The following is a 24739-nucleotide window of genomic DNA, read 5'->3' on the forward strand; positions in this document are numbered from 1 at the left end:
GCGTCAGGGCCGCTCCACGCACATGGCCACGCCCATGCCGCCGCCGATGCACAGGGTGGCGAGGCCCTTCTTCGCGCCCGATCGCTTCATCTCGTACAGCAGGGTGGTCAGGATGCGGGCCCCCGAGGCCCCGATCGGGTGACCGATGGCGATGGCCCCGCCGTTGACGTTGACCTTGGCCGGATCGAGCCCGAGCTCTCTCAGCACGCACAGGGACTGGGCCGCGAAGGCCTCGTTCGACTCCACCAGATCGAGGTCGGCGACGGTCCACCCGGCCTTTTCCAGCGCCTTGCGCGAGGCCGGGATCGGGCCTGTGCCCATCAGCGCCGGGTCGACCCCGGCCGTGGCCGAAGAGACGATCCGGGCCAGCGGCTCCAGCCCGCGGGCCTTCGCCTCATCGGCGCTCATCAGCACCAGGGCCGCGGCGCCGTCGTTCAGGCCCGAGGCGTTGGCCGCCGTGACCGAGCCCTCTTTCGAAAAGGCCGGGCGCAGCTTCTCCATGGCGTCGAGGGTCGCGCCGTGGCGGATGTACTCATCCTTGTCGACGACGACGTCGCCCTTCTTCGAGGCGATGGTCACCGGCGCGATCTCGGCGTCGAAACGGCCCGCCTTCTGGGCCGCCTCGGCCTTGTGCTGGCTGGCGAGGGCGAAGGCGTCCTGGTCGGCCCGGCTGATCTGAAACTGTTCGGCGACGTTCTCGGCCGTCTGGCCCATGTGATAGCCGTTGAACGCGTCCCACAGGCCGTCGCGGATCATCGTGTCGATGAAGGCGAGGTCGCCCATCTTCTGGCCGTTCCGCAGCTGCTGGGCGTGCGGCGCCTGGCTCATGCTCTCCTGACCGCCGGCGACGACGATGCGGGCGTCGCCCAGGGCGATCTGCTGGGCCGCGACGGCGACCGCACGCAGGCCCGAGCCGCAGATCTGGTTCAGGCTCCAGGCCGGAACCTCCTTCGGAATGCCCGCGCCCATGGCCGCCTGGCGTGCCGGTCCCTGCCCCGCGGCCGCCTGCAGAACATGGCCCAGGATCACCTCGTCGACCTCATGGGCGGCGACATCGGCCCGGCCCAGCGCGGCCCGGATGGCGATCTCTCCCAGCTTCGACGCCGGCAGGCCGGACAGCGCGCCAAGAAAGGATCCGACCGGCGTGCGCGCCGCGGAGACGATGACCACTTCGACAGACATTTGACTGACCTCGGGGAAGCGGCCCTACGAAGGGGGGAGGTTAGGCCGCGGGAAAGAATTCGTGCCGTTTCTGCCGCATCGCGAAGCTTTCGTCACCCTCACAGGCCGCCGTTCAGCGGATGGTCATCGCCCCTGGCGCAGAGTGGCGGGAACGAAAAACGGAGCGAAGGGCTTGATGGGGCCATGCTCATGCGGATGAAAAAGATACTCGGCCAGGTCTGTGTCCCCGACGAGCTGGACATGATCGAGCATTATCGCACGCCGGCGGAGAAGACGGCCGACCTGGTCGTCCACGTCGTCGGCCTGACCCTGGCCGCGGTCGGCGGGATCGTTCTGGCGGTTCTGGCGGCGCTCTATTCCGGCGTCGGCGCGGTGCTGGCCACCGCCGCCTACGCCCTGTGCCTGATCGTCATGCTGACGGTCTCGACCATCTACAACCAGACCCGACCCTGCGCCGCCCGGCCCATCCTGCGCCGCATGGACGAGGCCGCGATCTTTCTGATGATCGCCGGCAGCTACACCCCCTTCACCACCCAGCGCTTCGAGGGCGCCTGGTCGATCGGCTTCACCCTGCTGGTCTGGACGGTGGCCCTGGGCGGGGTGTTCGTCAAACTGATCGCGCCCCGCATTTCGGACGCCTTCTGGAGCGCGGTCTACATCGGTTTCGGCTGGCTGGCGGTGCTGGCGCTCAAGCCGATGATGGAGACCGTCCATCCCATCGCCCTGGCCCTGCTGGTCATAGGCGGCCTGATCTACACCGCCGGCGTCTTCGTCTTCATCAGCCCGCAGGTGAAGTTCCGCCGCGCCATCTGGCATGGCTTCGTCGTCACCGGCGCGATGACCCACTGGGCGGCGGTGCTGGTCGGCGTCGTCCTGGCACCCGCCGCGCTCGGCTAGACATTCCGGTCCGCAGCGCACCATAGTGCGGCGTTGCAACAGGAACGGGGACCGCGCGTGGCCGACAAGAAGTCTGGAGCCGGCGAGACCGTCGTCATCAAGAAATACGCCAACCGTCGGCTCTACAACACCGCCACCTCCGCCTATGTCACGCTCGAGGATCTGGCCCGGATGGTGCGCGAGGGCGTCGAGTTCGTCGTCTATGACGCCAAGACCAACGACGACCTGACCCGCCAGATTCTGACCCAGATCATCTTCGAGGAAGAGAGCCGCGGCGAGGCGCTGCTGCCGGTCCAGTTCCTGCGTCAGCTGATCGGCTTCTACGGCGGCCAGATGCAGGGCGTGCTGCCCAGCTATCTCGAGATGTCGCTCGACAGCTTCGCCCGCCAGCAGGAGCAGATGCGCGGCCAGTTCTCCAAGGCCTTCGGCGCCGCCCCCGGCGCGGGGCTGCTGGACGAGGCGGTCAAGCGCAACATGGCCATGTTCGCCGAGGCGATGAAGCTGTGGCCCGGCTTCAACGCCGCCGGCGCCGGGCGTCCCGCCGCCGCCGCGCCGCCTGAACAACCCGCCCCCGATCCCCTGGATGAGATGCGCCGCCAGATGGACGAGATGCGGGCCCAGCTGGACAAGCTGTCCAGCAAGGGCGGCTGAGCGTGACCGATGAGGTCCGTGGCGTCGGCCCCGTGCAACCCCGCGACGAGCGCCGCGAGAGGGACCGTCGGGCCGCCGAGCGCCGGGCCGCGTCCGCCTCGCGCGCCCTTGTCCCGACCGACTTCCCCGCCGAGCCTGCCGGGGCCCCGGCAAGACCTGCCCCCACGCCCCCCGCCGACGCCTCGCCGGCGGCCTTCGCGGCCCAGGTGATGGGCCAGAACGGGCAGCGGCGCGGGCTCAAGGGCGGTCCGCCGGTGCTGGACGCGGCCCGCTCCACCTATCTCGGCACGGCCTACGCCGGCGCCGCCGAACGCCGTCCCAAACCGGGCAAGGCCACCGACACCGACGTCTGAGCGTCCGGCACGGTCCTTGCTGACGGCAGGCCTGAACGCCTCCGTCCGGGACCACCGCCATGCTCACCTTCCTCGCCCGCACCGTCGACGTCACCGTCGTCGCCCTGATCTTCGTCGCCTTCAGCTGACCTTGCACGGCCGCCCCGGCCCCGCTAAGCACGCCGCCGTCATCGGGGAGTAGCCGCCCGCATCTCTCAGCGGGGTTCGCGTCAACATACTTTCCCTCGCCCGGAGGGAATGGCGCGATCGGACCTTTGGGTTCTGGCAAGACCGCTGGCTTCGCAGGGTAGCTTCCACGCGGGGGCCCGGCTGCGAACGCCACAGGTCTGTCCGCCGACGCCCCCGCGCACGATGACGAATTGGACGCCTTCCTGATTTCGGCCGGCCTCGTCTCCATCGCGGAGATCGGGGACAAGACCATGCTGCTGGCCATCATGCTGGCTGCGGCCTGGCGCCGCCCCCTGCCGATCCTGCTCGGCATTCTGGTCGCCACCCTGGCCAACCACGCTTTCGCCGCCCTCGCCGGAACGGTGCTGGGTCATTTCATGGAGGGCGACTGGGTGCGCTGGGCGGTCGGCGCGGCCTTCCTCGGTTTCGCCGTCTGGGCCCTGATCCCCGACCGCTTCGACGAGCGTCCCGACACCACCGAGAAGACCTTCTCCGGCGTGTTCTGGACCACCGCCGCCGCCTTCTTTGTGATCGAGATGGGAGACAAGACCCAGGTCGCCACGGCCGTCCTCGCGGCCCAGTTCCAGTCCCTGCCGCTGGTCGTGGCCGGCTCGACCCTGGGCATGATGCTGGTCAACGGCCCGGCCGTGATTCTGGGCGAGGCGGCGGCGCGGAAGCTGCCGCTGAATTGGATCCGGGTCGCGGCCGCCGCCGGTTTTGCGGCGACAGGTCTGTGGGTTCTGCTGGCGGGCTGATATAGACCGCCCCTACCCCCTCCAGACGCGGCGCTCATGACCCTGTTTCTCCGCCTGACGGCGGTCGCCATCCTGTCCGTGTCGTTGACCCTGATGATCGGCCCCTTCGGAGGGGCCGAGGCCGCGAGCGGGGTCTGGGACAAGGGCGCCCACTTCATCGTCTTCGGCCTGATCCTGTGGAGCTTCGGCGTGCTGTTCCGGCGCCTCCCGCGGCTGCTTGCGGCCGCCCTCGCGCTCGCCCTGGGCGGCGCGGTCGAGATCGTTCAGGGCATGGTGGGCCGCGACGCCAGCTGGGGCGACCTGCTGGCCGATGGCCTGGGGATCGCCGCCGCCCTGCTGCTCTGGGCGATCTGGCGCCGGTTCGAACCCCGGACGGCCTTTCAGACCTCGAACACCCGGTAGGGCGTTTCCCCGAGCGTCTTCAGCACCGGCAGGGCCACGTTGTAGACTGGCGTCCCCTTGTTGGTCCGGCCCTCCGGCGCGCCGCGGTGGGCATGGCCGTGCACCACCAGACTGATATTGTCATAGCGGTCGATGGTCTCGCCCAGCCTCGACGACCCGAGGAAGGCGTGGATTTCCGGCGGCTCGCCCATCACGGTATCGACCACCGGCGAATAGTGCAGCAGCACCACCGACCGTTCGGTCCTGAGCATGCGGATCGAGTTCTCGATGTGGTTGGCGTCGTCGACCGCCTCCTGGACGAAGGCCTTGATCGAGGCCTCGCCGAACGGGCTCAGCATGTAGCGTCCGAAGCCGCCGATGAAGCCCTTGCCGCCGGCGAAGCCGACGCCGTCGATCTCATAGGCCTGACCGGTCAGCATCTTCACCCCGGCCTCGCACAGCATTTCCGTGACCTCGTCGGGCCGACCGCATTCGTGCTCGTGATTGCCCAGCACCCCGACCATCGGAATCTGGCAGCCGCGCAGGTCCTCCAGCAGAATCTCGACCTCGCGGGTCTTGCCGAAATTCGTCAGGTCGCCGCACAGGCACAGGACGTCGGCGTCCTCGTGCACGCGGTCGAACAGTTCGCGGTGCGGCCGGTCGTGGGTCTCGCCGACATGCAGATCGCCGACCGCGGCCACCCGAAGCTTCTTCAGCGGTCCTGGCTCCATCCCCGGCTGGGGCGTCTGCGGATCGGGGTGGCCCCCCGCGCCGTTCGGGGCGTCAGTGGGTGGATTCATGCCGCTCCTCCAGTCCCTTGCCGACGACATCCCCAAAGCCCCATTCGGTGATGTCGGCGATGTAGTCGCGCGGGCTGAACAGCCGCCCGCGGCACACCTTCACCCGCGGGGCCGGCAGGTCGACCTGGGCGTGCAGCCGCTCCGTCAGTTCGGTCATCAGCCAGCTCGGCACCCGCCCCCGCTCGGTCGGATAGGCGAAGCGGAAATTGAGCAAATGGGCCATCAGCACCTCCCAATAGAGGTCCATCTGGTCGAGCAGGAATTTCCAGTCGATGGCGTCGGACTGCTTCAGGATCACGTGGTTCACATCGGCCCCGTCGAAGCGATAGCGGTCCTGGATGAAGACCTTCGACAGGATCAGGGCTGTCGGCGGCGTGATGCCGACCTCGTGGCCATAGACATGGATCGTATCCTCGCCGAACCAGCTGTCGCTCACCGCGATCGTGCCGTTGGACATGGCGAAGATGACGTCGAAGAAATGCTCCTCCTTCCACACCTTGGCGATCCAGCGCTCGTCCTCGACGTCGGTGCGATAGCCGCGGGCCTGGAAGAAGGCGAGGATGCGCGGATAGTCCCCGGGCTTGCAGAACACGTCCAGATCCTTGGTCGGCCGGCGGATGCCCGTATAGGCCGTCACCGCATAGGTGCCGGACAGCAGGAAGGGGATGCCGCTTTCCTTCAGCAGGCGCAGCGCCTCCTCATAGAAGGCGACGGCCGCCTCCGGCGGATGGAATGACGGGTCGGCGACGGTGTCTGACATGGTCCGGCCCCTTGGGTGGCGAGGGATTGGAAACGGTCTCGGTTGGGCCGCGGTTCCTTGGGGCTTCCGCGCCATGCATCTGATTTGTTTACGGGTTGGCTTTACCTGTGGACGTTCAGGGGTGACCGGAGGGGTCTGCTTGCAAGGTCGTTGGCGTCTGTTCAGGCACGACGCGGGTCGGAGCGCCGGTCCGCCCCCCTGGGCCTATGTGCTGCTTTACGTGGCTGCGCTCGCGATCGGCTACTGGACCCTGGCGCGGTTCGGAACCGCGACCGTCTGGCTGGCCAACGGCGTCGTCGTCGCGGCCCTGCTGCAGCTGAAACGCCGTCCCGCCCTGATGGTGCTGATCGCCGCCCTGGTGCTGGACATGCTGTTCAACATCCTGCGCGGCAGCCCGTGGACCTCGCTGGTCGTCAACGCCGCGACCAACACCGGCATGGCCATGGGCGCGGCGGTGCTGACCCGGCGCGTCTGCGGCGCGGCCCTCGATCTGCGTCGGCCGGGCCGGCTGGCCCGCTTCGCCCTCCTGGCGGCCGTTCCCGCTTCCGCGGTTTCGGTTCTGCTTGGCATGGGCGCGCTTGCGCTCATCGCGCCGCAGCCGTGGACGAGCTGGGCCTTCCACCTCCGGAACTATATCGCCATCGAGATGCTGGGCCTGCTGCTGGTCACGCCCGTGCTTCTGCTCCTCGCGCGCCGCCACCGGTTCCCCTCGTCCGGTCCGGCGCAGCGAAAGGTGAGCTTCGCCCTTGTCGGCCTGATGTTGGCCGTGACCACTCTGGTGTTCTGGCAGGGCGACGCGCCACTGCTGTTCCTGATCTTCCCGCCGATGGTGCTGATCGGCCTGCGGCTGTCGCCCACCTGGACCGCGGGCTCGCTGATCGCCCTCGCCGTGGTCAGCGGCGCCGCCAGCCTGCTCGGCCACGGTCCGGTTCACCTGTACCGCCTGCCCGAGGTCGCGGGGCTGGAGGGGGTGCCGCCGATGGTCCGCCGTCTCGGAATCTTCAACCTGTTCCTGCTGGCCATGGTGGTCACCATCCTGCCGATCAGCACGGTGATGACCGAGCGGCGCCGGCTCGAGGCCCGTCTGCGCGCCCGCACCACCGCCGCCCAGGAGGCCCGCCGCGTGGCCGAGAACGCCGCCGCGGCCCGCTCACGCTTCCTGGCCATGATGAGCCACGAGATGCGCACGCCCCTGAACGGCGTCGCCGGTTTCGCCGACCTGCTCGCGGGCCGTTCGGATCTCGATCGCGAAGCGGTGCGTCAGGCGCGCCAGATTCGTGAATCCAGCGACGGCCTGCTGATGCTGGTCGAAGACATCCTCGATTTCGCCCGCGGCGACGACGCGGTCTCGCCCGAGCCGCTCGATCTCGCCGCCGTCGCCCGCGAGGCCATGACGCCCAGCCGCGCGGCCGCGGACGCCCTTGGACTGACCCTGACGATCGACGACCGGCTGCCGCTTCGGTCCCGCTTCAACTGCGACCGCCGGGCGTTGCGCCAGGCGCTGCATCCGCTGATCGCCAACGCCGTCAAATTCACCAGCGAGGGAGGCGTCTCCCTGCGCCTCGACCGCGCCGGCGACGGCGTCGTCATCCGCGTCTCCGACACCGGCTGCGGCATCGCGCCCGACCATCACGCCGAGCTGTTCGAAGCCTTCTCCCAGGCCGACGCCTCGACCAGCCGCCTGCATGAGGGCGCGGGCCTGGGTCTCGCCCTGGTGGCGCGGCACGTCCGGCGGCTCGGCGGGCGCGTCGAGGTCGACAGCCGCCCGGGCGAGGGCTCGACCTTCACCCTCCACCTGCCGCTGACCCGGGTGCCCGACGCCGCGGCGGAAAGTCCGGCCCCTGCCCGCGTTCCGGTCGAGGAACCCGTCGTGGACGCGGCGACGGGCGAGGCCGCGGAAGCCGCCGTCGTCCGCATTCCCCGGGTGCTCGTGGTCGACGATCATCCGGTCAACCGCGAGGTCGCCCGCATCATGCTGCAGGCCTTCGGCTGCGAAGTGCGTGAGGCCTGCGACGGCCACGAGGCGGTGCAGGCCGCCGCCGCCCATCTCCACGACCTGGTGCTGATGGACGTGCGTATGCCGCGCATGGACGGGCTGGAGGCGACCCGCCGCATCCGCGCCCTGCCCGACGCCTGGGGTCACGTCCCCATTGTCGCCATGACCGCCGACGCCATGCCCGAGGACGTCGCCCGTTGCCTCGCGGCCGGGATGAACGCCCACCTTGCCAAGCCGGTCAGCCAGGCCGCCCTGTTCGCCATCGTCTCGCGCGCCCTCGCCGGCGACCTGCCGAAACCCGCCGCCCGCGCGGAAGCGGCGGCCGCCTAGCCGGCGTAGTTCCCCTCGAACGGAAACCGCCGCGCCCAGAACGACTGCAGCTCGGGCAGGGCGTCGACCCGTCGCATGACTTCGCCCATGCGCGGGGCGACCTGGTGGAACCGCGCCCGGTGCGGCGTCCAGCGGCTGGCCACGGCGACATACAGGTCCAGCACCGTCAGCTCCGGTCCCAGCAGGAAGCGATCCGGCGTGATCTGGCGCTCCATCCGCTCCCAGCATTCGGCGATCCGTTCCGCCGTCCGCGCCCGGATCATCGTCTGCGCGCCCTGATCGTCGCCGCCCAGCCGGGACGGGTCGTCCCGGACCCAGTACATCGAATAGATCGAGGCGGGGATGAAGGTCATCCAGCGCAGGAACTGGCCCCGCCGGGGATCGCACGGCTCCGGCCCCAGCGCCGCCTCGGGATGTCGTTCGGCCAGCCAGATCAGGATGGCCGCGCTCTCCGTCAGGGTCTCGCCCTCGGGCGTCACCAGCGCCGGAATCTGCCGCATGGGATTGACCCCGGCGACCTTGTCGCGCTCGGCCTCGCCCTCCCAGGTGACCGCCTCGACCACCTCGAACGGCGCCCCGATCAGGGTCAGCGCCGCCTCGACCGGGATCGAGCCCGAACCGGCCGCGCCATAGACTGTGTAGGTCATGTCGATCTCCTCCACGCCTGTGTGACGCGGAACGCGCGCGACCGCCCGCGAGATTTTCCGCCGCGGCCATAAGCGGCCCTTGCGGTTCGAAGGCGCCGATCGGTCCCCAGCTTCCTCCCCAGAAGCCTCGGCCAGCCTACCACATCTAGCGGTCGCGGAAAAAGTGATCGCAATATAGCCGTAATTCGGCTTGGCGCCCGGACCCCGGAGTCGCATGGTGAACCCCACCTTCCGGATTCGCCGACAGAGTTGCTTCGATGAACGCGCACGCCCCCATCCTGCCCTCGACCCCCGGTCTCCTGACCGCCTCGGCCGCCTACAAGCCGTTCCGCTATCCGTGGGCGTTCGACATGTGGAAGAAGCAGCAGCAGGTCCACTGGATGCCCGAGGAGGTGCCGCTGGGCGAGGACTGCAAGGACTGGGCGGCCAATCTGACCGACAGCGAGCGCAACCTGCTGACGCAGATCTTCCGCTTCTTCACCCAGGCCGACATCGAGGTCCAGGACAACTACATGGAGCGCTACGGTCGGGTGTTCAAACCGACCGAGGTCAAGATGATGCTGGCGTCCTTCGCCAACATGGAGACCATCCACATCGCCGCCTACGCCCTGCTGCTCGAGACCATCGGCATGCCCGAGAGCGAGTTCGGGGCCTTCATGGAATACGAGGCCATGCGCGACAAGCATGACTTCATGGGCAAGTTCGGCGTCGACACCGACGGCGACATCGCCCGCACCCTGGCCATGTTCGGCGGCTTCTCGGAGGGGCTGCAGCTGTTCGCCAGCTTCGCCATGCTGATGAATTTCCCCCGCCAGAACAAGATGAAGGGCATGGGCCAGATCGTCAGCTGGTCGGTGCGTGACGAGAGCCTGCACTGCGAGGGCATCATCAAGCTGTACCACGCCTTCAATAAGGAGACGGGGGCGGTGACCAAGGCCGTGGCCGACGACATCGTCGAATGCTGCCGCACCGTGGTCGACATGGAGGACCGCTTCATCGACCTGGCCTTCGAGATGGGGCCGGTCAACGGCATGACCCCCTCGGACATCAAGGCCTATATCCGCTTCATCGCCGACTGGCGCCTGCGTCAGCTGCACCTGCCCGAGCTTTACGGGGCGAAGGAAAACCCGCTGCCGTGGCTGCAGTCGATGCTGTCGGGCGTCGAGCACGCCAATTTCTTCGAAGCCCGCGCCACCGAATACTCCAAGGCCGCCACCCGGGGCTCGTGGCACGGCGCCGCCGGCGTCTGGGACAGCTTCGACGCCATGATGCAGAAGCGCAAGGAAGAGACGGCGGAGGCCTGAGCCCCCGCCGGGGCGTCAAATGGGCCGGGTCAGATGCCCGCGTACCATTCGTAGCCCCGGTCTTCCCAATAGCCGCCCTTGCCCCCGCCGATATCGGCGAAGCTCTCCACCGCCTCGATGCGGCGGATGTATTTGGCGTGTTTATAGCCCAGCTGACGCTCCACCCTGAGCCGCAGCGGCGCCCCGTGCGGGACCGGCAGGACCTCTCCGTTCATCGCCCAGGCCAGGATGGTCTGGGGATGCCGGGCGTCGACCAGGTCGATGCTCTCGTAATAGCGCTCGCCGTCCTCGCGCTGATCCAGGGCGTCGAAACAGTGGAAGACGATGTAGCGGGCCCCGGGCTTCAGCCCGGCCTCATCCAGCAGGGTCTCCAGCCGCACCCCGGTCCACTCGCCGATCGAGGTCCAGCCCTCGACGCAGTCGTGCTTGGTGATCTGGGTCTGCGCCGGTCGCGCCCGCAGCTCGGCGAGGCTCAGCGACAGCGGCCGCTCCACCAGGCCGTCGAGGACCAGCCGGTAACCGGCGAAGCCGTCCGCGCTCAGCGCCTTGTAGTCCGCCGCCGCCGGATCGATCGAGCCGTTGGCCCGGAAGTCCGGCGAGATCTCGGCGCGGCTGTAGGTCGGCGCCAGGGCGTCGCGTGGGATCAGCAGCCGCTGCGCCCGCCGGGTCAGCCCCTCGCCCATGCGCCGCGCCTGCTCCGACAGCCGCCAGCTCGCCTCGCCGCAAGCAGAGACGAAGGCCGCGGCGACAGTGGCCAATGCGCCGGTCAGCCAGCGGCGGCGGTTCATGGCGCCTCTCCCTCGTCATTCGGCGGGCGCCGCCGCGGCCCGGCGGTCGAGCCCGGCGGCTGGATCACGAACCAGCCGGTGACCATCGATCGCATGTTGTTGAAGAAGCCGGTCCAGATCACCAGCCCGACATGGACGACGATGAAGCCGACGATCAGCCCCGCCGCGATGAAATGCAGCGTCCGGGCCGACTGCCGCCCGCCCATGATCTCCAGCAGCACCCCGCCGACGGCGTTGAAACCGGGCGACATCGACAGGCCGGTGACCAGCATCAACGGCAGGACCCCCAGCACCATGGCCAGATAGGTCAGCTTCTGGATCACATTGTAGGCGCGGGCGTGATCGTCGGTCGGGAAGCGGAAACGGGCGTGCTCGGCCACCGAGGCGCCGAGGCCTCGGAGATCGGCGCGGCTCGGCCACAGCCGGCGGCCGAAGCGGCGGGTGACGAGGCCGAACAGCAGATAGATCAGGCCGTTGATGACGAAGACCCAGGCGAACAGGAAATGCCAGTTGCGCGCCTCCGCCAGATTGCGGCCCTGCGGGATCAGCAGCCAGTCCGGGACCGTCGGCGTGCTCAGCCAGGGATCGGCGAAAGTCGAGCGCAGACCCCAGTAAAGGTGCGGATGGGCGGCGAGGATGTTCAGCCCGCTCATCAGCAGAACCACGACGGCGGCGACGTTGATCCAGTGGGTGATCCGCACCGGCAGCGGATGCCGCCAGGTGTCGGTGCGACCGCCCGGCAACGGCCGGTCCCCGCGCCGCGGGGCGGTCCCGGCCGGGGTTTCCACGGGCGGATCGGCGGCGGCGTCGGTCATGGCGGCGGTCCCCCGGAGCGGCGGTCTGCCGACGGTGTCACGAGCGCCGGCGGCCCGCAACGCCGGCGCGGCCTGAGCCTGTCGTCAGTCGCGCGTCGGCGGCGAGCTCAGGCAGACCCGGCCGGACCGGCGACAGGCTTCCATCTCGGCCTCCCAGGCGGCGTTGTCGCGTTCCCACCGGGCTTGAGCAGCCTTGGCGGCGGCGGCGTTCGCTTCCCATTGGGCCCGCTCGGTTTCCAGCCGGGCCGTTTCCTCGCGCCAGCGGAAGTTCTGCTCTTCCCAGGCGGCTGTGGCGTTGGCTTCGGCTTCCGCGGCCGCGGCGTTGCGGGCGGCGATCTCTGCGTTCAGCCGGATGGTGGCGGCGACCTCGGCGGGATCCTGCTCGGAATCCGGCGCGCGGTCGTAGCTCTCGCCGCGCTGGCGCAGCCATTCCTCCGAGCCCGGTTGCACGTTGGCGGTTTGCGGCTTCGACGGCGGCGCGGTCTGGGCGAAGACGGGGACGGCGACGAGCGCCAGGGCGGCGGCGGCGGTCAGGGTCAGTCGGATCATCTCGGGCTCCTTCGTGCACAGGCCTGGCGATCAAGCTGGGCCGTTTCGCGGCGATCTGCGACAAATAACGCCGATCGGGCGATTTGGAGCCGTCCGCGGCTCAGTCCGGCAGCTTAAGTTCAAAGGTCGTCCCGTCAGGGCCGGTGTCGACGAGGCGCAGTTCGCCGCCGTGGCTGACCGCCAGCTCGCGCGAGATGGTCAGGCCGAGACCGGTGCCGTCCGAGCTCCGTCCGCTGACGAACGGATCGAACAACTGGTCCGACAGGCGCGGCGGAATGCCCGGCCCGTTGTCGGCGATGCGGATGACGGTGGCGCCGCCCTCATGGGCGGCGCTGACCTTGACCACGCCCTTGCGGCCGACCCGGGCGGCGTCGCCCTCGATGGCCTGGCGGGCGTTGCGCATCAGATTGACCAGGATGCGGTGCAACTGGTCGGGATCGGCATGGACGGTGAAGCGCGCAGGAATGGCCCGGTTCAGCCGCACGCCCTCGTCCGACAGGCCCGCATCCTCCGCAGCCATGGCGATGGCCGGCCCGAGGGCGAAACGGGATCTCTGCGGCTCCGGCTCTTCACTGCGGCCGTATTCAAGGACATTGCGCGACAGGGCCGCGGCCCGGCCCAGCGCCCGTTCCAGCCGCGGCAGGGCCTTGGCCACCAGCGGGTCGGGCGAGTCGGCCAGCCGCTCTGAGGCGATCTGGGCCGAGGTCAGCATGTTGCGCAGGTCGTGGTTGATCTTGGCCACGGCCTCCCCCAGCGCCACCAGCCGCGCTCGCGAGCGCAGCGACTGGCGCACCTCGCCCTGCATCCGCGCCAGTTCGCGCTCGACCCGGCCGATCTCATCGTGCCGGTCGCTGGGCGGATCGCCTTCCGCCTCCGGATCGACTGCGAACCGTTCGATCGAGCGGGTCACCCGCCGCAGGGGCTGCAGCACCAGGAAGGCCAGGCCGCCATACAGCAGCCCGCCCGCCACCAGCGACAGCAGCACCGACATCAGCAGGCTGTTGAGCAGGAAGGTCCGCAGTTCCGCCTTCAGCGGCTCTGCCGGGGCGAGGATCTCGATGAAGTCGCCGGAGCGGTAGCGGGGCCGCGCCTGCACCCGGATGGATCGGTCCGGGTGGCCGAACAGCGTCCGCCACGGGTCCACAAGCCGGGTGACCGGCCGGTCCTCGCGCAGGTCGATCAGGTCCGGCGTGCGCGGCAGATTGGGGGCCTGCAGCAGCAGGCGGCGCACGCCCTGGTCGCCGACCACCACCGCCTGGACCCCGCCGATGGCCAGCAGCTGCTCGGCCACGTCGTCCTCGACCGCCGAATAGGGCAAGGCCTCGACCCCGACCGAAGCCAGCTCGGCCGACTGCAGCCGGTCCAGCAGCCAGCGCTCGTGGAAGCTGGCGGCGCTGGGCGCGACGATCAGAATCTCCACGACCGCGGTGAAAACGAAGGTCAGCAGCAGCAGTCGCCAGGCCAGGGCGTCGGGCGCATGGAAACGCAGCCGCTCCCGCCACTCGGCGGGCAGGCGCAGGCGCCGTCCGGCGTCGTTCAGCAGGGGCCGCGCCTCGCTCATGCCTCCCCTAACGCAAAGCTTGGGCCAATCGCTGCGTCCATCATGAACGGCGCCGCCGGTGCAGCGCCGCCTGGGCGGCCTTCATGGCGAACGGCAGGACCACGGCGAGAACGAAAACGCCCGCCATCGGGGCCCAGAACTGGCCGAACAGGGCCTGGAAGTCCGGATCCGGATCGGCGGCCAGAAGGGCGTTCAGCCGCCCCCCGATCCAGCAATAGATGATGTGGGCCGGCAGCAGACCGATGACGGTGGCGAGCGAATAGGGCCCCAGCCGCACCGCCACCATTCCCGCGGCGATGTTGATCATGTGGAACGGCACCACAACGGCCAGACGGGCCCCCAGCACATACCAGAAGGTGTCGCGGTCGATCGCCGTGCACACGGCCTGCATCAGGCCGGCGTCGCGCTCGGCCTTGCGACGCAGGGATTCGCCCAGGGCGCTGCGGGTCACGGCGTAGACCGCCAGCGCCCCCGCCGTGGCCGCGATCGAGGTCGAGACCCCGCCGACCCACGGTCCGAACAGATAGCCGGCGGTGATGGTGACGAAGAAGACGCCCGGGACGACGCTGGCGGTCAGCACCGCGAACAGCAGCATCAGGGCCAGCAGGCTGAGCAGATAGTTGTCGGCGGTGAAATCCCGGAAGGTCTGGCCGTGGTCGCGCAGGGTGTCCAGCGACAGGTAGCGATTCCAGCCCATGGCGAATATGAAGATGATCACGCATCCCAGCGCGATCAGGGGCAGGAAGCGTTTGACCCGGTCCATCGTCTCTCCGCTGGCCGCCCGCGGCGTTGACACCTCGGCCTTCCCCGCTTATACGCCCGCCCTTCCCGCGACGGACCACTTTCCGCCGCCCACCTTGTTTTCAGTCCCAGGAGCCGACCGTGAAGCGGACCTATCAGCCGTCGCGACTCGTGCGCAAGCGCCGTCACGGCTTCCGTTCGCGGATGGCCACCAAGAACGGACAGAAGATTGTTCAGCGCCGCCGCGCCAAGGGCCGCAAGCGCCTGACGGCCTAAGTCGTCCGGCGCCTGTGCTGGGCGCATGGCCGAACCGTTCAAAATCGAACGCCTGAAGTCGCGGCCCCAGTTTCTGGCGGCCGCGAAAGGCGTTTCAGAGGCCCGCGGCGCCGTGGTCGTGCAGCGGCTGGACCGCGGCGACGGCGACCCGACAGTCCGCCTGGGTTTCACCGCCACCCGCAAGGTCGGCAACGCCGTCATCCGCAACCGCGCCAAGCGGCGGCTGCGCGAGGCGGCGCGGGCCCTGGCGCCGCAGCTGGCGCTTCCGGGCAGCGACTATGTCTTCATCGCCCGGATGGGCACGGCAGACCGTCCGTGGGACCGTTTGCTTGACGATGTGAAATCGGCGCTTACAAGGCTCGCGACCCCGCGGTCGGCGCCTCCTGTCGCGCGCCACGCACCGACATCGCCCGCCGGCCAGGACTGCTGATCTCCATGCCCCCCCAGAATAACAGCCGCAACACGATCATCTTCATCGTGATCGCGTCGATCATGCTGCTGGCCTACAGCGTCTTCGTGATGGAGCCGCAGACGCAGAAGCGTCGCGCCGCCCAGCAGGCCGCCACGGCGGAATCGACGACCGGGCCGTCGACCGCCCCGCCCGCCAGCGCCGCCGTCTTCACCGAGGACCGCACCGCCGCCCTCGGCCGCAACGGCGCCCGCGTGCCGATCCGCACCGGCACCCTGACCGGCTCGCTGTCGCTGACCGGCGGCCGCATCGACGACCTGTTCCTGACCCGCTACCGCGAGACCATCGACGCCGACGCGCCGGCCGTCGAACTGTTCCGCCCCGAGGGCATGAAGCACGCCTTCTTCGCCCAGTTCGGCTGGAGCGGTCCGAATATCCCCGGCGGCGTCCCCGGCCCGACCACGCCGTGGCGGCTGACCCAAGGCTCGGCCCTGACGCCGACGACCCCGGTGGTTCTCACCTGGGACAACGGCGCCGGCCTGCGCTTCACGCGCCGGATCAGCGTCGACAACCAGTATATGTTCACCGTGGCCGACACCGTCGCCAACTTCAGCGCCCAGCCGGTGACCCTGACCCCGGCCGCCAGCGTCCAGCGCCAGGGCGTCCCGGCCAATCTCGGCAAGAACCAGGTGCTGCACGAGGGCGCCATCGGCACCTTCGGCGACGGCGAGGCCTATTCGACCGAGCAGATCAAATACAGCGGCTGGGCCAAGAAGCCCTCGGTCGAGCACGAGTCGACCGGCGGCTGGCTCGGCATCACTGACAAATACTGGCTGGCCGCCCTCGTTCCTCCGCAGGACGAGAAGATCAACGCCGAGTTCCGCGTCACCGACGCCGGCGCCTACAAGGTCCACGCCGCCGGCTTGCTGGGCCAGGCCCGCACCATCCAGCCCAACACCCAGATCACCGAGACCCAGCGCCTGTTCGCCGGCGCCAAGCGCAACGAAATCCTCTCGGACTACGAGAAGTCCCTCGACCTGCCGCGCTTCGTCTACGCCATCGACTGGGGCTTCCTGTTCTTCCTGACCCGCCCGATCTTCTGGCTGGTCGAATTCTTCTACGGCTTCCTGGGCAATTTCGGCCTCGCCATCCTGGCCCTGACCCTGACCGTCCGCCTCGTCATGTTCCCGCTCGCCAACAAGAGCTACGAGAGCATGTCGAAGATGCGCAACCTCCAGCCCAAGATGGAGGAGATCAAGAAGAAGCACCCCGACGAGCCGCAGAAGCAGCAGCAGGAGCTGATGGCCCTGTACCAGAAGGAGAAGATCAACCCTCTGGCCGGCTGCCTGCCGCTGCTGCTCCAGATCCCGGTCTTCTACGCCGTCTACAAGATGCTGTTCGTGACCATCGAGATGCGCCACCAGCCCTTCTTCGGCTGGATCCAGGACCTCTCGGCCCCGGACCCGACCACCATCTGGAACCTGTTCGGCCTGATCCCGTGGGATCCGTCCTCGGCCCCGCTGATCGGCGGCATGCTGGGCGGCACCTTCGCGCTCAGCGTCCTGGCCATCTTCTACGGCCTGACCATGTGGCTGCAGATGGCCATGAGCCCGCAGGCGCCCGATCCGATGCAGCGCCGCATCTTCCAGTTCATGCCGATCATCTTCACCTTCATCATGGCCACCTTCCCGGCCGGCCTGCTGATCTACTGGGCGTGGTCGAACATCCTGACCATCTTCCAGCAGTACATCATCATGCACCGCCTGAAGGCCGACAATCCGATCGACGCCTTCCTCGCCCGCATGAAGAAGGCCTGAATTGGACGACTTCACCCCCGAGGAACTGGAGCAGGCGCGCATCCTGTTCGCGCGTCCCGCCACCTTCGTCATGGGGTGCGCCAAGATCGAGCAGCTGCCCGATCCCGATCTGCCCGAGATCGCCTTCGCGGGTCGCTCGAACGTCGGCAAGTCCAGCCTGATCAACGGCCTCGTCGGCATGCACAAGCTGGCCCGGGCCTCGAACGAGCCGGGCCGTACGCGCGAGGTCAATTTCTTCGACCTCGACGGCAAGATGCGGCTGGTCGACCTGCCCGGCTACGGTTGGGCCAAGGCCTCGAAGTCGACGGTCAAGAAATTCCAGGACCTCGGCCGCGACTATCTGCGGGGGCGGGTCACCCTGAAGCGGGTCTATCTGCTGATCGACGCCCGCCATGGCCTGAAGAAGGTCGACGACGAGGCGCTGGACGCCCTCGATCTCGCCGCCGTCAGCTACCAGATCGTCCTGACCAAGGCCGACAAGCTGAAGAAGGGCGAGGCGGAGAAGGTCCAGGCCGCCACCCTGAAAGGCGTCTCCAAGCGCGGCGCCGCCTATCCCTCGGTCATCGTCACCTCGGCCGAAAAGGGCGACGGCATGCCCGAACTCCGCGCCGAGATCATGCGCACGACGGGCGTGAGTCTCTAACCTTTCCTCCCCGCAGAGCGGGGAGGGGGACCGCGAAGCGGTGGAGGGGCTCGGTTCCGCCTCACGAACGCCTGTTCCGCCTCCTCAAGCCCCTCCACCCCTTCGGGGTCCCCCTCCCCATTGCATGGGGAGGAAAAGGCTGGTCCGCTCTCTTCATGCACACCCGCCGCCTCCAGACTGATCGCCTGACCCAGCAGATCCTGGAGGCCGGCTCCGGCCCGCTGGTCCTGCTGATCCATGGCTTTCCGGAGCTGTCCGTCAGCTGGCGGGCCCAGGTTCAGGCCCTCGCCGACGCCGGCTTCCGCGCCGTCGCCCCGGACATGCGCGGCTATGGCGGGACCGACAAACCCTCGGACACGTCGGCCTACGGCATCCTCGATCTCGTCGGCGACATGGTCGATCTGGTCCGGGCGCTGGGCGAGACCTCGTGCGTCGCGGTCGGCCACGACTGGGGCGCGCCGGTGGCCTGGCACTGCGCCCTGCTGCGCCCCGACCTGTTCCGCGCCGTCTTCGGCCTGTCGGTGCCGTTCCAGCCGCGCCGGCCCAAGGGGCCGCCCACCGCCGCCATGGCCGCCCTGGCCAAACGGGCCGGCCTCGGCCAGCTCTACATCAGCCAGTTCCAGTCGCCCGACGCCCACGAGGCGTTCGACGCCGATCCGGCGACGGCCTTGCGCAAGGCCTTCCACGCCTACGACGGGGCCACGCCTGACGGCCGCCAGTCGACCGGCTTCCTCCCCGAGGGCGAGAGCTTCCTGTCCACCATCGACGACGACGCGAGCCTGCCGCCGTGGATGAGCGAGACGCATTTCCGGGAATATGTCGCCGCCTTCTCGGCGGGCGGCTTCAAGGGGCCGCTCGACTGGTACCGCTGCCTCGACGCCAACTGGGCCGCGACCGCCTTCCTGCAGGATGCCCGCATCCGCGTCCCCGCCGCCTTCGTGGTCGGCGAGCGCGATCCGGTGCGCCACTACGCCGGCGCCCATGAGGCCGGGCTGAAGGACTGGGCCCCCGACCTGCGGATGCAGGCCGTCATCCCCGGGGCCGGCCACTGGATCCAGCAGGAGCGGCCCGAGGAGGTCAACCGCCTGCTCCTGGAGTTCCTCCGCGGCCTCTAGCGTTCCGCCGCCTGCCGCTGCGCTCGCTCGATCGCCGCCGGAAGGGCCGCCGCCAATCGCTTGACCCGCCGCGTCGGGCCGTCGTTCTCGCGGAAACCGATCAGCACATCGGGATCGATCCCCGACACCTCATTGCTCCCGTCGGCCCGGAAGCGGGCGCAGTCGGGCAGGCGCAGGGTAGCCCCGCTGTGCCGCAGGACCACGTCGATGCCGCCGCGGGTATGGCCGCATCCCGCGCCCCGGGTCGGCGCGCCTAGAATGACCGCCGCATCATTGTCCTGCAGCATCGCTGCGAACTCCTCGCTGGCCGAGGCCGTCGCGCCGTCCACCAGCACGACCAGCGGCCCGCTCCAGACGCCCGGCTCGAAGGCGAAGGCCAGCGGGGTGAAAACCTCGGCCGCCCACGGCTTGCCGATGAGTTCCGGGTCAAGCGCGGGCGCCGGCCCCGTGCTGTAGATCTCGCCGCCGCCCAGCCACTCGCAGTCGGGGGTCCTCCCCTCGAACAGCGGCGCCGGATCGCACGGCTGCTCCGCCTGCGCCCGGGCCGCGGCGTAGGCGGCCGCATACTGCTCCAGCCGCGCACGGTCTTCAGCCGGCTGGCCGACCGCCGCCTCGCGCATGCGCCGCTCGCCGTCGGCCAGGGCCTCGACCCAGTGAGGGTGACGGACGAAGCCGACCCGCGCCGAGCGCAGCCGCACAGGGGTCACCGTCCGCGCCACCGCCTCGACCCATTCGGCGCCGCCGCCGTTGCCGGCGATATCAACCAGCAGGGTCGCCGCCCCCGCCGCCTCCAGCGCGCGCAAGCGATCCGAAAAATCCCCCGTCACCCGATCGGCGGCCAGGCTCCACAGCCGGTCCATGCAGGCGTCGTCGCACGGCTCGCCCGTCGGCCTCAGCTCGGCCAGGGCGGTTGCGCAAGCCGCCGGATGGGCCTGCGGCGAAAACAGGGCGATGCGGACCACCCCGACCGTCTGACCCTCGACCTCGACGATCCCGGCGGGAAAGCCGCTGTCCCCGTCCAGCGGGCGATATCCGGGAAGGCGGGTCGCCACCGCGCCGCCGTCGCGACCGTCGGGCTTGAAGCCGAGCCGTTCACACGGGGGCCGATCGTCAGCCCGGTCGGCCGCCGCCGACGTTCCCGGCCCGCCCGCGCGCGGCCAGACAAAGTTCACATGGCCGTCGCCCAGATAGCGCTCCAGCCGCTCGAACACCTCGCGCGCCTCGGCCTCGCTGCGGGCCGCCGCCAGCCGCTGGCCGCCCATGGCGAACAGGGCGCCCAGCGGCGCCTCCCGCTCTGTCGCGGCCCATTCCAGATTGGCGTAGTGCGAGGCCATTTCGTGCCGCACCTGTTCAAGGTCAGCGACCCATCCGGCGGCGTCGAAGGCCGGGGTTTCCCGAGCCTCGGACTGGGCGAAGGCGGGGGGCGCGGCGAGCAGCGCGGCCCCCAGGATGACAGCGGCAAGGCGCATGGCGGGCTCCCGAATTCCGCGTTCTATGCCGCGGCCCGGCGAGCTTCACCATTTAAGGAATCGTAATGGGGCCGCCTCAGGCCGCTGCAAGGCCAGCCACCGCCTCGGCCGTGATCTCGAGACTGCGGATGCGCGCGTCGAGGTCGTGGATCATGCCCGTGGTCATGACCTCGTCCACCCCGGTCAGGGCGATGAACTCCTCAAGCTTCGCCCGCACCGTCTCGCGCCCGCCGATCGCCGCATAGGTCAGACGGCTCCCGACCGCCGCGATCTGCCGCGCGTCGAGCACCGCGGTGATGTCGTCCACCGGCGGCTTCAGCCGGCCGGGCTTGCCCGTCACCACCGCCGCGAAGGCCTGCTGCATCGAGGTCGACAGTCGCGCCGCTTCCACATCCGTGTCGGCTGCGAACACATTGAAGGCGGCCATGGCGTAGGGGCGCTCCAGCTGGTTCGACGGCCGGAATCCCGTGCGATAGACATGCAGGGCCTGCAGCAGCAGCTCCGGCGCGAAATGGCTGGCGAAGGCGAAGGGCAGGCCCAGCTGCGCCGCCAGTTCGGCGCTGAACAGGCTGGAGCCCAGCAGCCAGATCGGAACCTTCGCTCCCGCCCCCGGCCAGGCCGTCACCCGCTGACCCTCCACCGGATCGTCGAGGAAGCCCTGCAGCTCCATCACGTCGCGCGGAAACTGGTCGGCGGCCTCGAAATAGCGTCGCAGCGCCCGCGCCGTCTCGCCGTCCGTACCGGGGGCCCGGCCGAGACCGAGGTCGATCCGGCCGGGATGCAGCGCCTCAAGGGTGCCGAACTGCTCGGCGACCACCATGGGGGCGTGGTTGGGCAGCATGACCCCGCCGGAGCCGACGCGGATGGTCCGGGTCGCTGCGGCCACATGAGCCAGAACCACCGCCGTGGCGGCGCTGGCGATGCCCGGCATGTTGTGGTGTTCGGCCAGCCAGAACCGGGTGTAGCCCAGCCGCTCCGCCGCCCGGGCCAGTTCGGTGGTTTCCTGAAGGGCGCGCCGGGCGTCCCCGCCCTCCACGATCGGCGACAGGTCGAGAACGGAGAATGCGGTCATGGCCCCTAGATCGGGTCAGGCCGTTGCGATTCAAGACCCGCTCACGGCTCAGACCGGATGCGTCGGCTCCGGTTTGGGAGGCGGCGCCGGCTCCGGCGTCGACGGCACGTCCGGCAGCGGAATGAATTCCAGATCGTCCTCGGTCGGCAGGGCCATGCGGCCCGCCTTCCAGTCCGCCTTGGCCTGGTCGATCCGCTCCTGTTTCGAGTGGACGAAATTCCACCAGATCAGCCGCGGCCCGACCGGCTCGCCGCCCAGCACCATAACCGTCGACGGCCTGACCGCCCGCACCGTCGGCGCGGCCGTCGGCTCCAGCACGATCATCTGGCCCTCGTGGAAGGTCCGGCCGCCGACCTCGATCTCCCCCTTGGCCACATACAGCGCCCGCTCCGAATAGCCGCCGGCGACACCCCGGCCTGGGGGCGGCGTGGTGCGCACGCCCTCGGCCAGCTCCCAGTGCACATAGAACAGCGGCGACGACACCGGCGCCGCCGCCTTCGCCCCATAGGCTTCGCCCGCCACCAGCCGCGCGAACAGGCCGCCGTTCTCATAGGCCGGCTGGCCCTCCTCGCCGTGGTGATGGAAGGACGGATCGACCTCTTCGGACTCCTCGGGCAGGGCGATCCACGCCTGCATGCCGTGCATCGGCCCGCCCTGGCTCTTCTTCAGCGGATCGGTGCGCTCTGAATGGACGATGCCCTTGCCGGCCGTCATCCAGTTGACCTCGCCGGGGCGGATGGCCTGGGTCGCGCCGGTGTTGTCCCGGTGCATGATCTCGCCCTCGAACAGATAGCTCAGGGTCGACAGACCGATATGCGGATGCGGCCGCACATTGATCGCCTCGGCCCCGGGCGCGAACTCGGCCGGCCCCATCTGGTCCAGGAAGATGAACGGCCCGACCATACGCCGGGCGTGGAACGGCAGCACCCGTCCAACCTCGAACCCGCCCAGATCCTTGCGTCGGGCCTCGATCACCATCTCGATCATTGCGGATCCTCCCGGCGCAGCCCGCGCCGAACCGGATTATCCGACGTGCGGGGTGACGATGCCAAGAGGCAGGGCGGTCACATTCTTCACCCCGCGCGTGACGATGTGGCTTTCGCAGTCGGAGACGATGCCGAGGCTCAGCAGCTTCTCGCGCAGGAAACGGTCGAAGGCATGCATGTCCGAGGTGATGATGCGCAGCACATAGTCCTCGCGGCCGGTGATGGTGGCGCACTGCACCACCTCCGGCCAGCCGGCCACGGCGGCCTCGAAGATGTCGAGGTTCTCGGTCGAGGGCAGGTTCAGCTTGACGATGGCGTAGACCTCGAAGTCGAGACCCAGCTTGGTGGCGTCCAGCAAGGTCACCCGCTTGCGGATGAAGCCCGTATCCTCCAGTCTCTTGATCCGGCGCCAGCACGGCGACGCCGACAGACCCACCCGTTCGGCCACCTCGGCCACGGACAGTCCGGCGTCCTGTTGCAGGATGTCCAGAATTCTCGCGTCCACGGGATCCAGATCGTCGGCCAAGGCGTTTCTCCGGTTCTTGTTATGGCGCAATAAAATACCCGCGAACCGGCATATGCAAGGTCAAAATCGAGCGAGCCTTGGCTTGCGGACCATGCTACAGGGCGCCCAGGAAACGCGGTCGGATCAACCGGACGGCAGGACGGAATGAACAAGCCCAACACACAGCCCTTGTCGCTGCGCGTGCCCGAGCCTTCGGGCCGCCCGGGCGACAAGCCGGACTTCAGCCACCTCAAGCTCGACGCGCCCGGCGCCGTCGACCGCCCCGAGGTCTCGACCGCCCCCTTCGACATGCGCGACCACGCCTTCCGGCTGATCCGCGTGCTCGATGACGAGGGCAAGGCCGTCGGCCCGTGGAATCCGAAGCTGGACGCCGAGACCCTGCGCAAGGGCCTCAAGGCCATGATCCTGACCCGCGCCTTCGACGACCGGATGCATCGCGCCCACCGCCAGGGCAAGACCAGCTTCTACATGAAGTGCACGGGGGAAGAGGCCATCGCCGTCGCCCAGGGCATGATCCTCAGCCGCGAGGACATGGGCTTCCCCACCTACCGCCAGCAGGGCCTGCTGATCGCGCGCGGCTATCCGCTCGCGACCATGATGAACCAGATCTATTCCAACGCCTCGGATCCGATCAAAGGCCGCCAGCTGCCGATCATGTATTCGGCCAAAGACTTCGGCTTCTTCACCATCAGCGGCAATCTGGGCACCCAGGTGCCGCAGGCTGTCGGCTGGGCCATGGCCAGCGCCTACAAGGGCGACAACAAGATCGCCATCAGCTGGATCGGCGACGGCGCCACCGCCGAGGGCGACTTCCACAACGCCCTGACCTTCGCCGCCGTCTATCGCGCCCCGGTGATCCTCAACATCGTCAACAACCAGTGGGCCATCAGCTCCTTCCAGGGCATCGCCGGCGGGCTTGAGACCACCTTCGCCTCCAAGGCCATCGGCTACGGCCTCCCAGCCCTGCGTGTCGACGGCAACGACTTCCTCGCCGTCTGGGCCGCGACCCAGTGGGCCGAGGAGCGCGCCCGCACCAATCAGGGCGCGACGGTCATCGAGCTGTTCACCTACCGCGGCGCCCCGCACTCGACCTCGGACGACCCCAGCCGCTACCGGCCCGGCGACGAGCACGAGAAATGGCCGCTGGGCGACCCGGTCATGCGCCTCAAGCAGCACCTGATCGCGCTCGGAGAATGGTCCGACGAGCAGCAGACGGCCGCCGAGGCCGACGCCGTCGAACAGGTCCGCGCCGCCGGCAAGGAGTCCGAGGCCATCGGCACGCTGGGCCAGTCGCGCCCCTCGGTGAAGACCATGTTCGAGGAGGTCTATGCGACCGAGGACTGGCGCATCACCGAACAGCGCCGCGAGGTTGGGGTCTGATCATGGCTGAGCAAACCACCTTCACCGAATCCGATCGCACCGACGGGATCGAGCCCGACATGGTCGACCAGAATCACGCGCCGAAGTCAGAGGCGCCGGCCAACGGCGTCATGCCGATGAATATGATCCAGGCGCTGAACTCGGCCCTGCACGTCAAGATGGCCGAGGACCCCAATGTCCTCAGCTTCGGCGAGGACGCCGGCTATTTCGGCGGCGTCTTCCGCGTCACCGACCAGCTGCAGCAAAAGCACGGCCTGACCCGCAGCTTCGACGCCCCGATCAGCGAATGCGGCATCGTCGCCGCCGCCATCGGCATGGGCGCCTACGGCCTGCGCCCCGTCGTCGAGATCCAGTTCGCCGACTACATC

General features: G+C 69.2%; 26 protein-coding genes, 1 pseudogene and 1 riboswitch. Of the genes and pseudogenes, 14 read left to right on the forward strand and 13 right to left on the reverse strand.

The annotated features are described in order from the left end of the window. Positions 1-3: 3 nt before the first annotated feature. Positions 4-1182 (reverse strand): acetyl-CoA C-acetyltransferase, encoded by a 1179-nt coding sequence (locus V6M45_RS05730; protein ID WP_332654669.1) that lies wholly within the window; start codon positions 1180-1182, stop codon positions 4-6. A 195-nt stretch (positions 1183-1377) separates the two neighbouring features. Here V6M45_RS05730 and trhA point away from each other — a divergent pair, with 195 nt between their 5' ends. The 5 genes from trhA (at position 1378) to V6M45_RS05755 (ending at position 4408) form a co-directional block, all read left to right on the forward strand. Next, positions 1378-2079, forward strand: a complete 702-nt coding sequence (gene trhA, locus V6M45_RS05735; RefSeq protein WP_442880548.1) for a PAQR family membrane homeostasis protein TrhA — start codon at positions 1378-1380, stop codon at positions 2077-2079. A 57-nt stretch (positions 2080-2136) separates the two neighbouring features. After that, positions 2137-2730, forward strand: coding sequence for a polyhydroxyalkanoate synthesis repressor PhaR (gene phaR / locus V6M45_RS05740; protein ID WP_332654671.1), 594 nt, complete (start codon positions 2137-2139; stop codon positions 2728-2730). 2 nt (positions 2731-2732) lie between these two features. Continuing rightward, positions 2733-3083, forward strand: coding sequence for a hypothetical protein (locus tag V6M45_RS05745; protein ID WP_332654672.1), 351 nt, complete (start codon positions 2733-2735; stop codon positions 3081-3083). Between the two features lie 160 nt (positions 3084-3243). Then, positions 3244-3411: riboswitch (yybP-ykoY riboswitch) on the forward strand. Positions 3412-3442: 31 nt separating this feature from the next. After that, a complete protein-coding gene (locus V6M45_RS05750; RefSeq protein ID WP_332654674.1) occupies positions 3443-4006 on the forward strand; it encodes a TMEM165/GDT1 family protein in 564 nt (187 codons plus the stop codon). A 36-nt stretch (positions 4007-4042) separates the two neighbouring features. Beyond that, the gene (locus V6M45_RS05755) at positions 4043-4408 is read left to right on the forward strand and encodes a hypothetical protein (protein WP_332654676.1); all 366 of its coding nucleotides are present in this window, start codon (positions 4043-4045) and stop codon (positions 4406-4408) included. Here V6M45_RS05755 and V6M45_RS05760 read toward each other — a convergent pair. Both V6M45_RS05760 and V6M45_RS05765 read right to left on the reverse strand, forming a co-directional pair. Beyond that, entirely contained in the window at positions 4387-5187 is an 801-nt protein-coding gene (locus tag V6M45_RS05760; protein WP_332654677.1) for a metallophosphoesterase family protein, read from the reverse strand. The genes V6M45_RS05755 and V6M45_RS05760 overlap by 22 nt on opposite strands. Next, positions 5171-5947: a hypothetical protein gene (locus tag V6M45_RS05765; RefSeq protein ID WP_332654678.1), complete on the reverse strand. Its 777-nt coding sequence runs from the start codon at positions 5945-5947 to the stop codon at positions 5171-5173. The genes V6M45_RS05760 and V6M45_RS05765 overlap by 17 nt, the downstream gene beginning before the upstream one ends. Before the next feature lie 220 nt (positions 5948-6167). Here V6M45_RS05765 and V6M45_RS05770 point away from each other — a divergent pair, with 220 nt between their 5' ends. Then, positions 6168-8273, forward strand: a complete 2106-nt coding sequence (locus V6M45_RS05770; RefSeq protein WP_332654679.1) for a response regulator — start codon at positions 6168-6170, stop codon at positions 8271-8273. Here the strand turns inward: V6M45_RS05770 and V6M45_RS05775 are convergent. After that, positions 8270-8920 (reverse strand): glutathione S-transferase family protein, encoded by a 651-nt coding sequence (locus V6M45_RS05775; protein ID WP_442880549.1) that lies wholly within the window; start codon positions 8918-8920, stop codon positions 8270-8272. The genes V6M45_RS05770 and V6M45_RS05775 overlap by 4 nt on opposite strands. A 257-nt stretch (positions 8921-9177) precedes the next feature. On the opposite strand from V6M45_RS05775, the gene V6M45_RS05780 reads away from it, so the two are divergent. Then, positions 9178-10224: a ribonucleotide-diphosphate reductase subunit beta gene (locus tag V6M45_RS05780; protein ID WP_332654680.1), complete on the forward strand. Its 1047-nt coding sequence runs from the start codon at positions 9178-9180 to the stop codon at positions 10222-10224. Positions 10225-10253: 29 nt separating this feature from the next. On the opposite strand, the gene V6M45_RS05785 is transcribed toward V6M45_RS05780, so the two are convergent. From V6M45_RS05785 to V6M45_RS05805, 5 genes are all read right to left on the reverse strand, one after another. Beyond that, positions 10254-11012: a molybdopterin-dependent oxidoreductase gene (locus V6M45_RS05785; RefSeq protein WP_332654681.1), complete on the reverse strand. Its 759-nt coding sequence runs from the start codon at positions 11010-11012 to the stop codon at positions 10254-10256. Further along, positions 11009-11827 carry a cytochrome b/b6 domain-containing protein gene (locus V6M45_RS05790; RefSeq protein WP_332654682.1) on the reverse strand — a complete coding sequence of 273 codons (819 nt, stop codon included), beginning with the start codon at positions 11825-11827 and terminating at the stop codon, positions 11009-11011. Before V6M45_RS05790 ends, V6M45_RS05785 begins: the two co-directional genes overlap by 4 nt. Positions 11828-11911: 84 nt before the next feature. Continuing rightward, on the reverse strand, positions 11912-12376 hold the full coding sequence (locus V6M45_RS05795) for a cell wall hydrolase (protein ID WP_332654683.1): 465 nt from the start codon (positions 12374-12376) through the stop codon (positions 11912-11914). Positions 12377-12476: 100 nt separating this feature from the next. Next, on the reverse strand, positions 12477-13937 hold the full coding sequence (locus V6M45_RS05800; protein WP_332654684.1) for a sensor histidine kinase: 1461 nt from the start codon (positions 13935-13937) through the stop codon (positions 12477-12479). 40 nt (positions 13938-13977) lie between these two features. Next, positions 13978-14700 (reverse strand): TVP38/TMEM64 family protein, encoded by a 723-nt coding sequence (locus V6M45_RS05805; RefSeq protein WP_332654685.1) that lies wholly within the window; start codon positions 14698-14700, stop codon positions 13978-13980. A gap of 119 nt (positions 14701-14819) precedes the next feature. Here V6M45_RS05805 and rpmH point away from each other — a divergent pair, with 119 nt between their 5' ends. From rpmH to V6M45_RS05830, 5 genes are all read left to right on the forward strand, one after another. Next, the gene (gene rpmH, locus V6M45_RS05810; protein WP_123288089.1) at positions 14820-14954 is read left to right on the forward strand and encodes a 50S ribosomal protein L34; all 135 of its coding nucleotides are present in this window, start codon (positions 14820-14822) and stop codon (positions 14952-14954) included. A 25-nt stretch (positions 14955-14979) separates the two neighbouring features. After that, on the forward strand, positions 14980-15384 hold the full coding sequence (gene rnpA / locus V6M45_RS05815) for a ribonuclease P protein component (RefSeq protein WP_332654688.1): 405 nt from the start codon (positions 14980-14982) through the stop codon (positions 15382-15384). A 5-nt stretch (positions 15385-15389) separates the two neighbouring features. Continuing rightward, positions 15390-17180, forward strand: coding sequence for a membrane protein insertase YidC (yidC, locus tag V6M45_RS05820; protein WP_332654689.1), 1791 nt, complete (start codon positions 15390-15392; stop codon positions 17178-17180). A gap of 1 nt (position 17181) precedes the next feature. Next, positions 17182-17823 (forward strand): ribosome biogenesis GTP-binding protein YihA/YsxC, encoded by a 642-nt coding sequence (gene yihA / locus V6M45_RS05825; protein ID WP_332654690.1) that lies wholly within the window; start codon positions 17182-17184, stop codon positions 17821-17823. A gap of 155 nt (positions 17824-17978) precedes the next feature. Next, positions 17979-18938 (forward strand): alpha/beta fold hydrolase, encoded by a 960-nt coding sequence (locus V6M45_RS05830; RefSeq protein WP_332654691.1) that lies wholly within the window; start codon positions 17979-17981, stop codon positions 18936-18938. On the opposite strand, the gene V6M45_RS05835 is transcribed toward V6M45_RS05830, so the two are convergent. The 4 genes from V6M45_RS05835 to V6M45_RS05850 form a co-directional block, all read right to left on the reverse strand. Beyond that, positions 18935-20407 (reverse strand): S41 family peptidase, encoded by a 1473-nt coding sequence (locus V6M45_RS05835; RefSeq protein ID WP_332654692.1) that lies wholly within the window; start codon positions 20405-20407, stop codon positions 18935-18937. The two genes, V6M45_RS05830 and V6M45_RS05835, sit on opposite strands and share 4 nt — an antisense overlap. A 76-nt stretch (positions 20408-20483) precedes the next feature. Then, complete coding sequence (locus V6M45_RS05840) at positions 20484-21479, reverse strand: LLM class flavin-dependent oxidoreductase (RefSeq protein ID WP_332654693.1); 996 nt, start codon at positions 21477-21479, stop codon at positions 20484-20486. Between the two features lie 48 nt (positions 21480-21527). Next, positions 21528-22466, reverse strand: a complete 939-nt coding sequence (locus tag V6M45_RS05845) for a pirin family protein (RefSeq protein ID WP_332654694.1) — start codon at positions 22464-22466, stop codon at positions 21528-21530. Between the two features lie 36 nt (positions 22467-22502). Next, entirely contained in the window at positions 22503-22991 is a 489-nt protein-coding gene (locus V6M45_RS05850) for an Lrp/AsnC family transcriptional regulator (RefSeq protein WP_332654695.1), read from the reverse strand. Positions 22992-23135: 144 nt separating this feature from the next. On the opposite strand from V6M45_RS05850, the gene V6M45_RS05855 reads away from it, so the two are divergent. Continuing rightward, positions 23136-24371 carry a 3-methyl-2-oxobutanoate dehydrogenase (2-methylpropanoyl-transferring) subunit alpha gene (locus V6M45_RS05855; RefSeq protein WP_332654696.1) on the forward strand — a complete coding sequence of 412 codons (1236 nt, stop codon included), beginning with the start codon at positions 23136-23138 and terminating at the stop codon, positions 24369-24371. Between the two features lie 2 nt (positions 24372-24373). Then, positions 24374-24739 (forward strand): annotated as a pseudogene (locus V6M45_RS05860) (alpha-ketoacid dehydrogenase subunit beta); the annotation flags it as partial.

The organism is Brevundimonas sp., assembly GCF_036676055.1.
Classification (GTDB): domain Bacteria; phylum Pseudomonadota; class Alphaproteobacteria; order Caulobacterales; family Caulobacteraceae; genus Brevundimonas.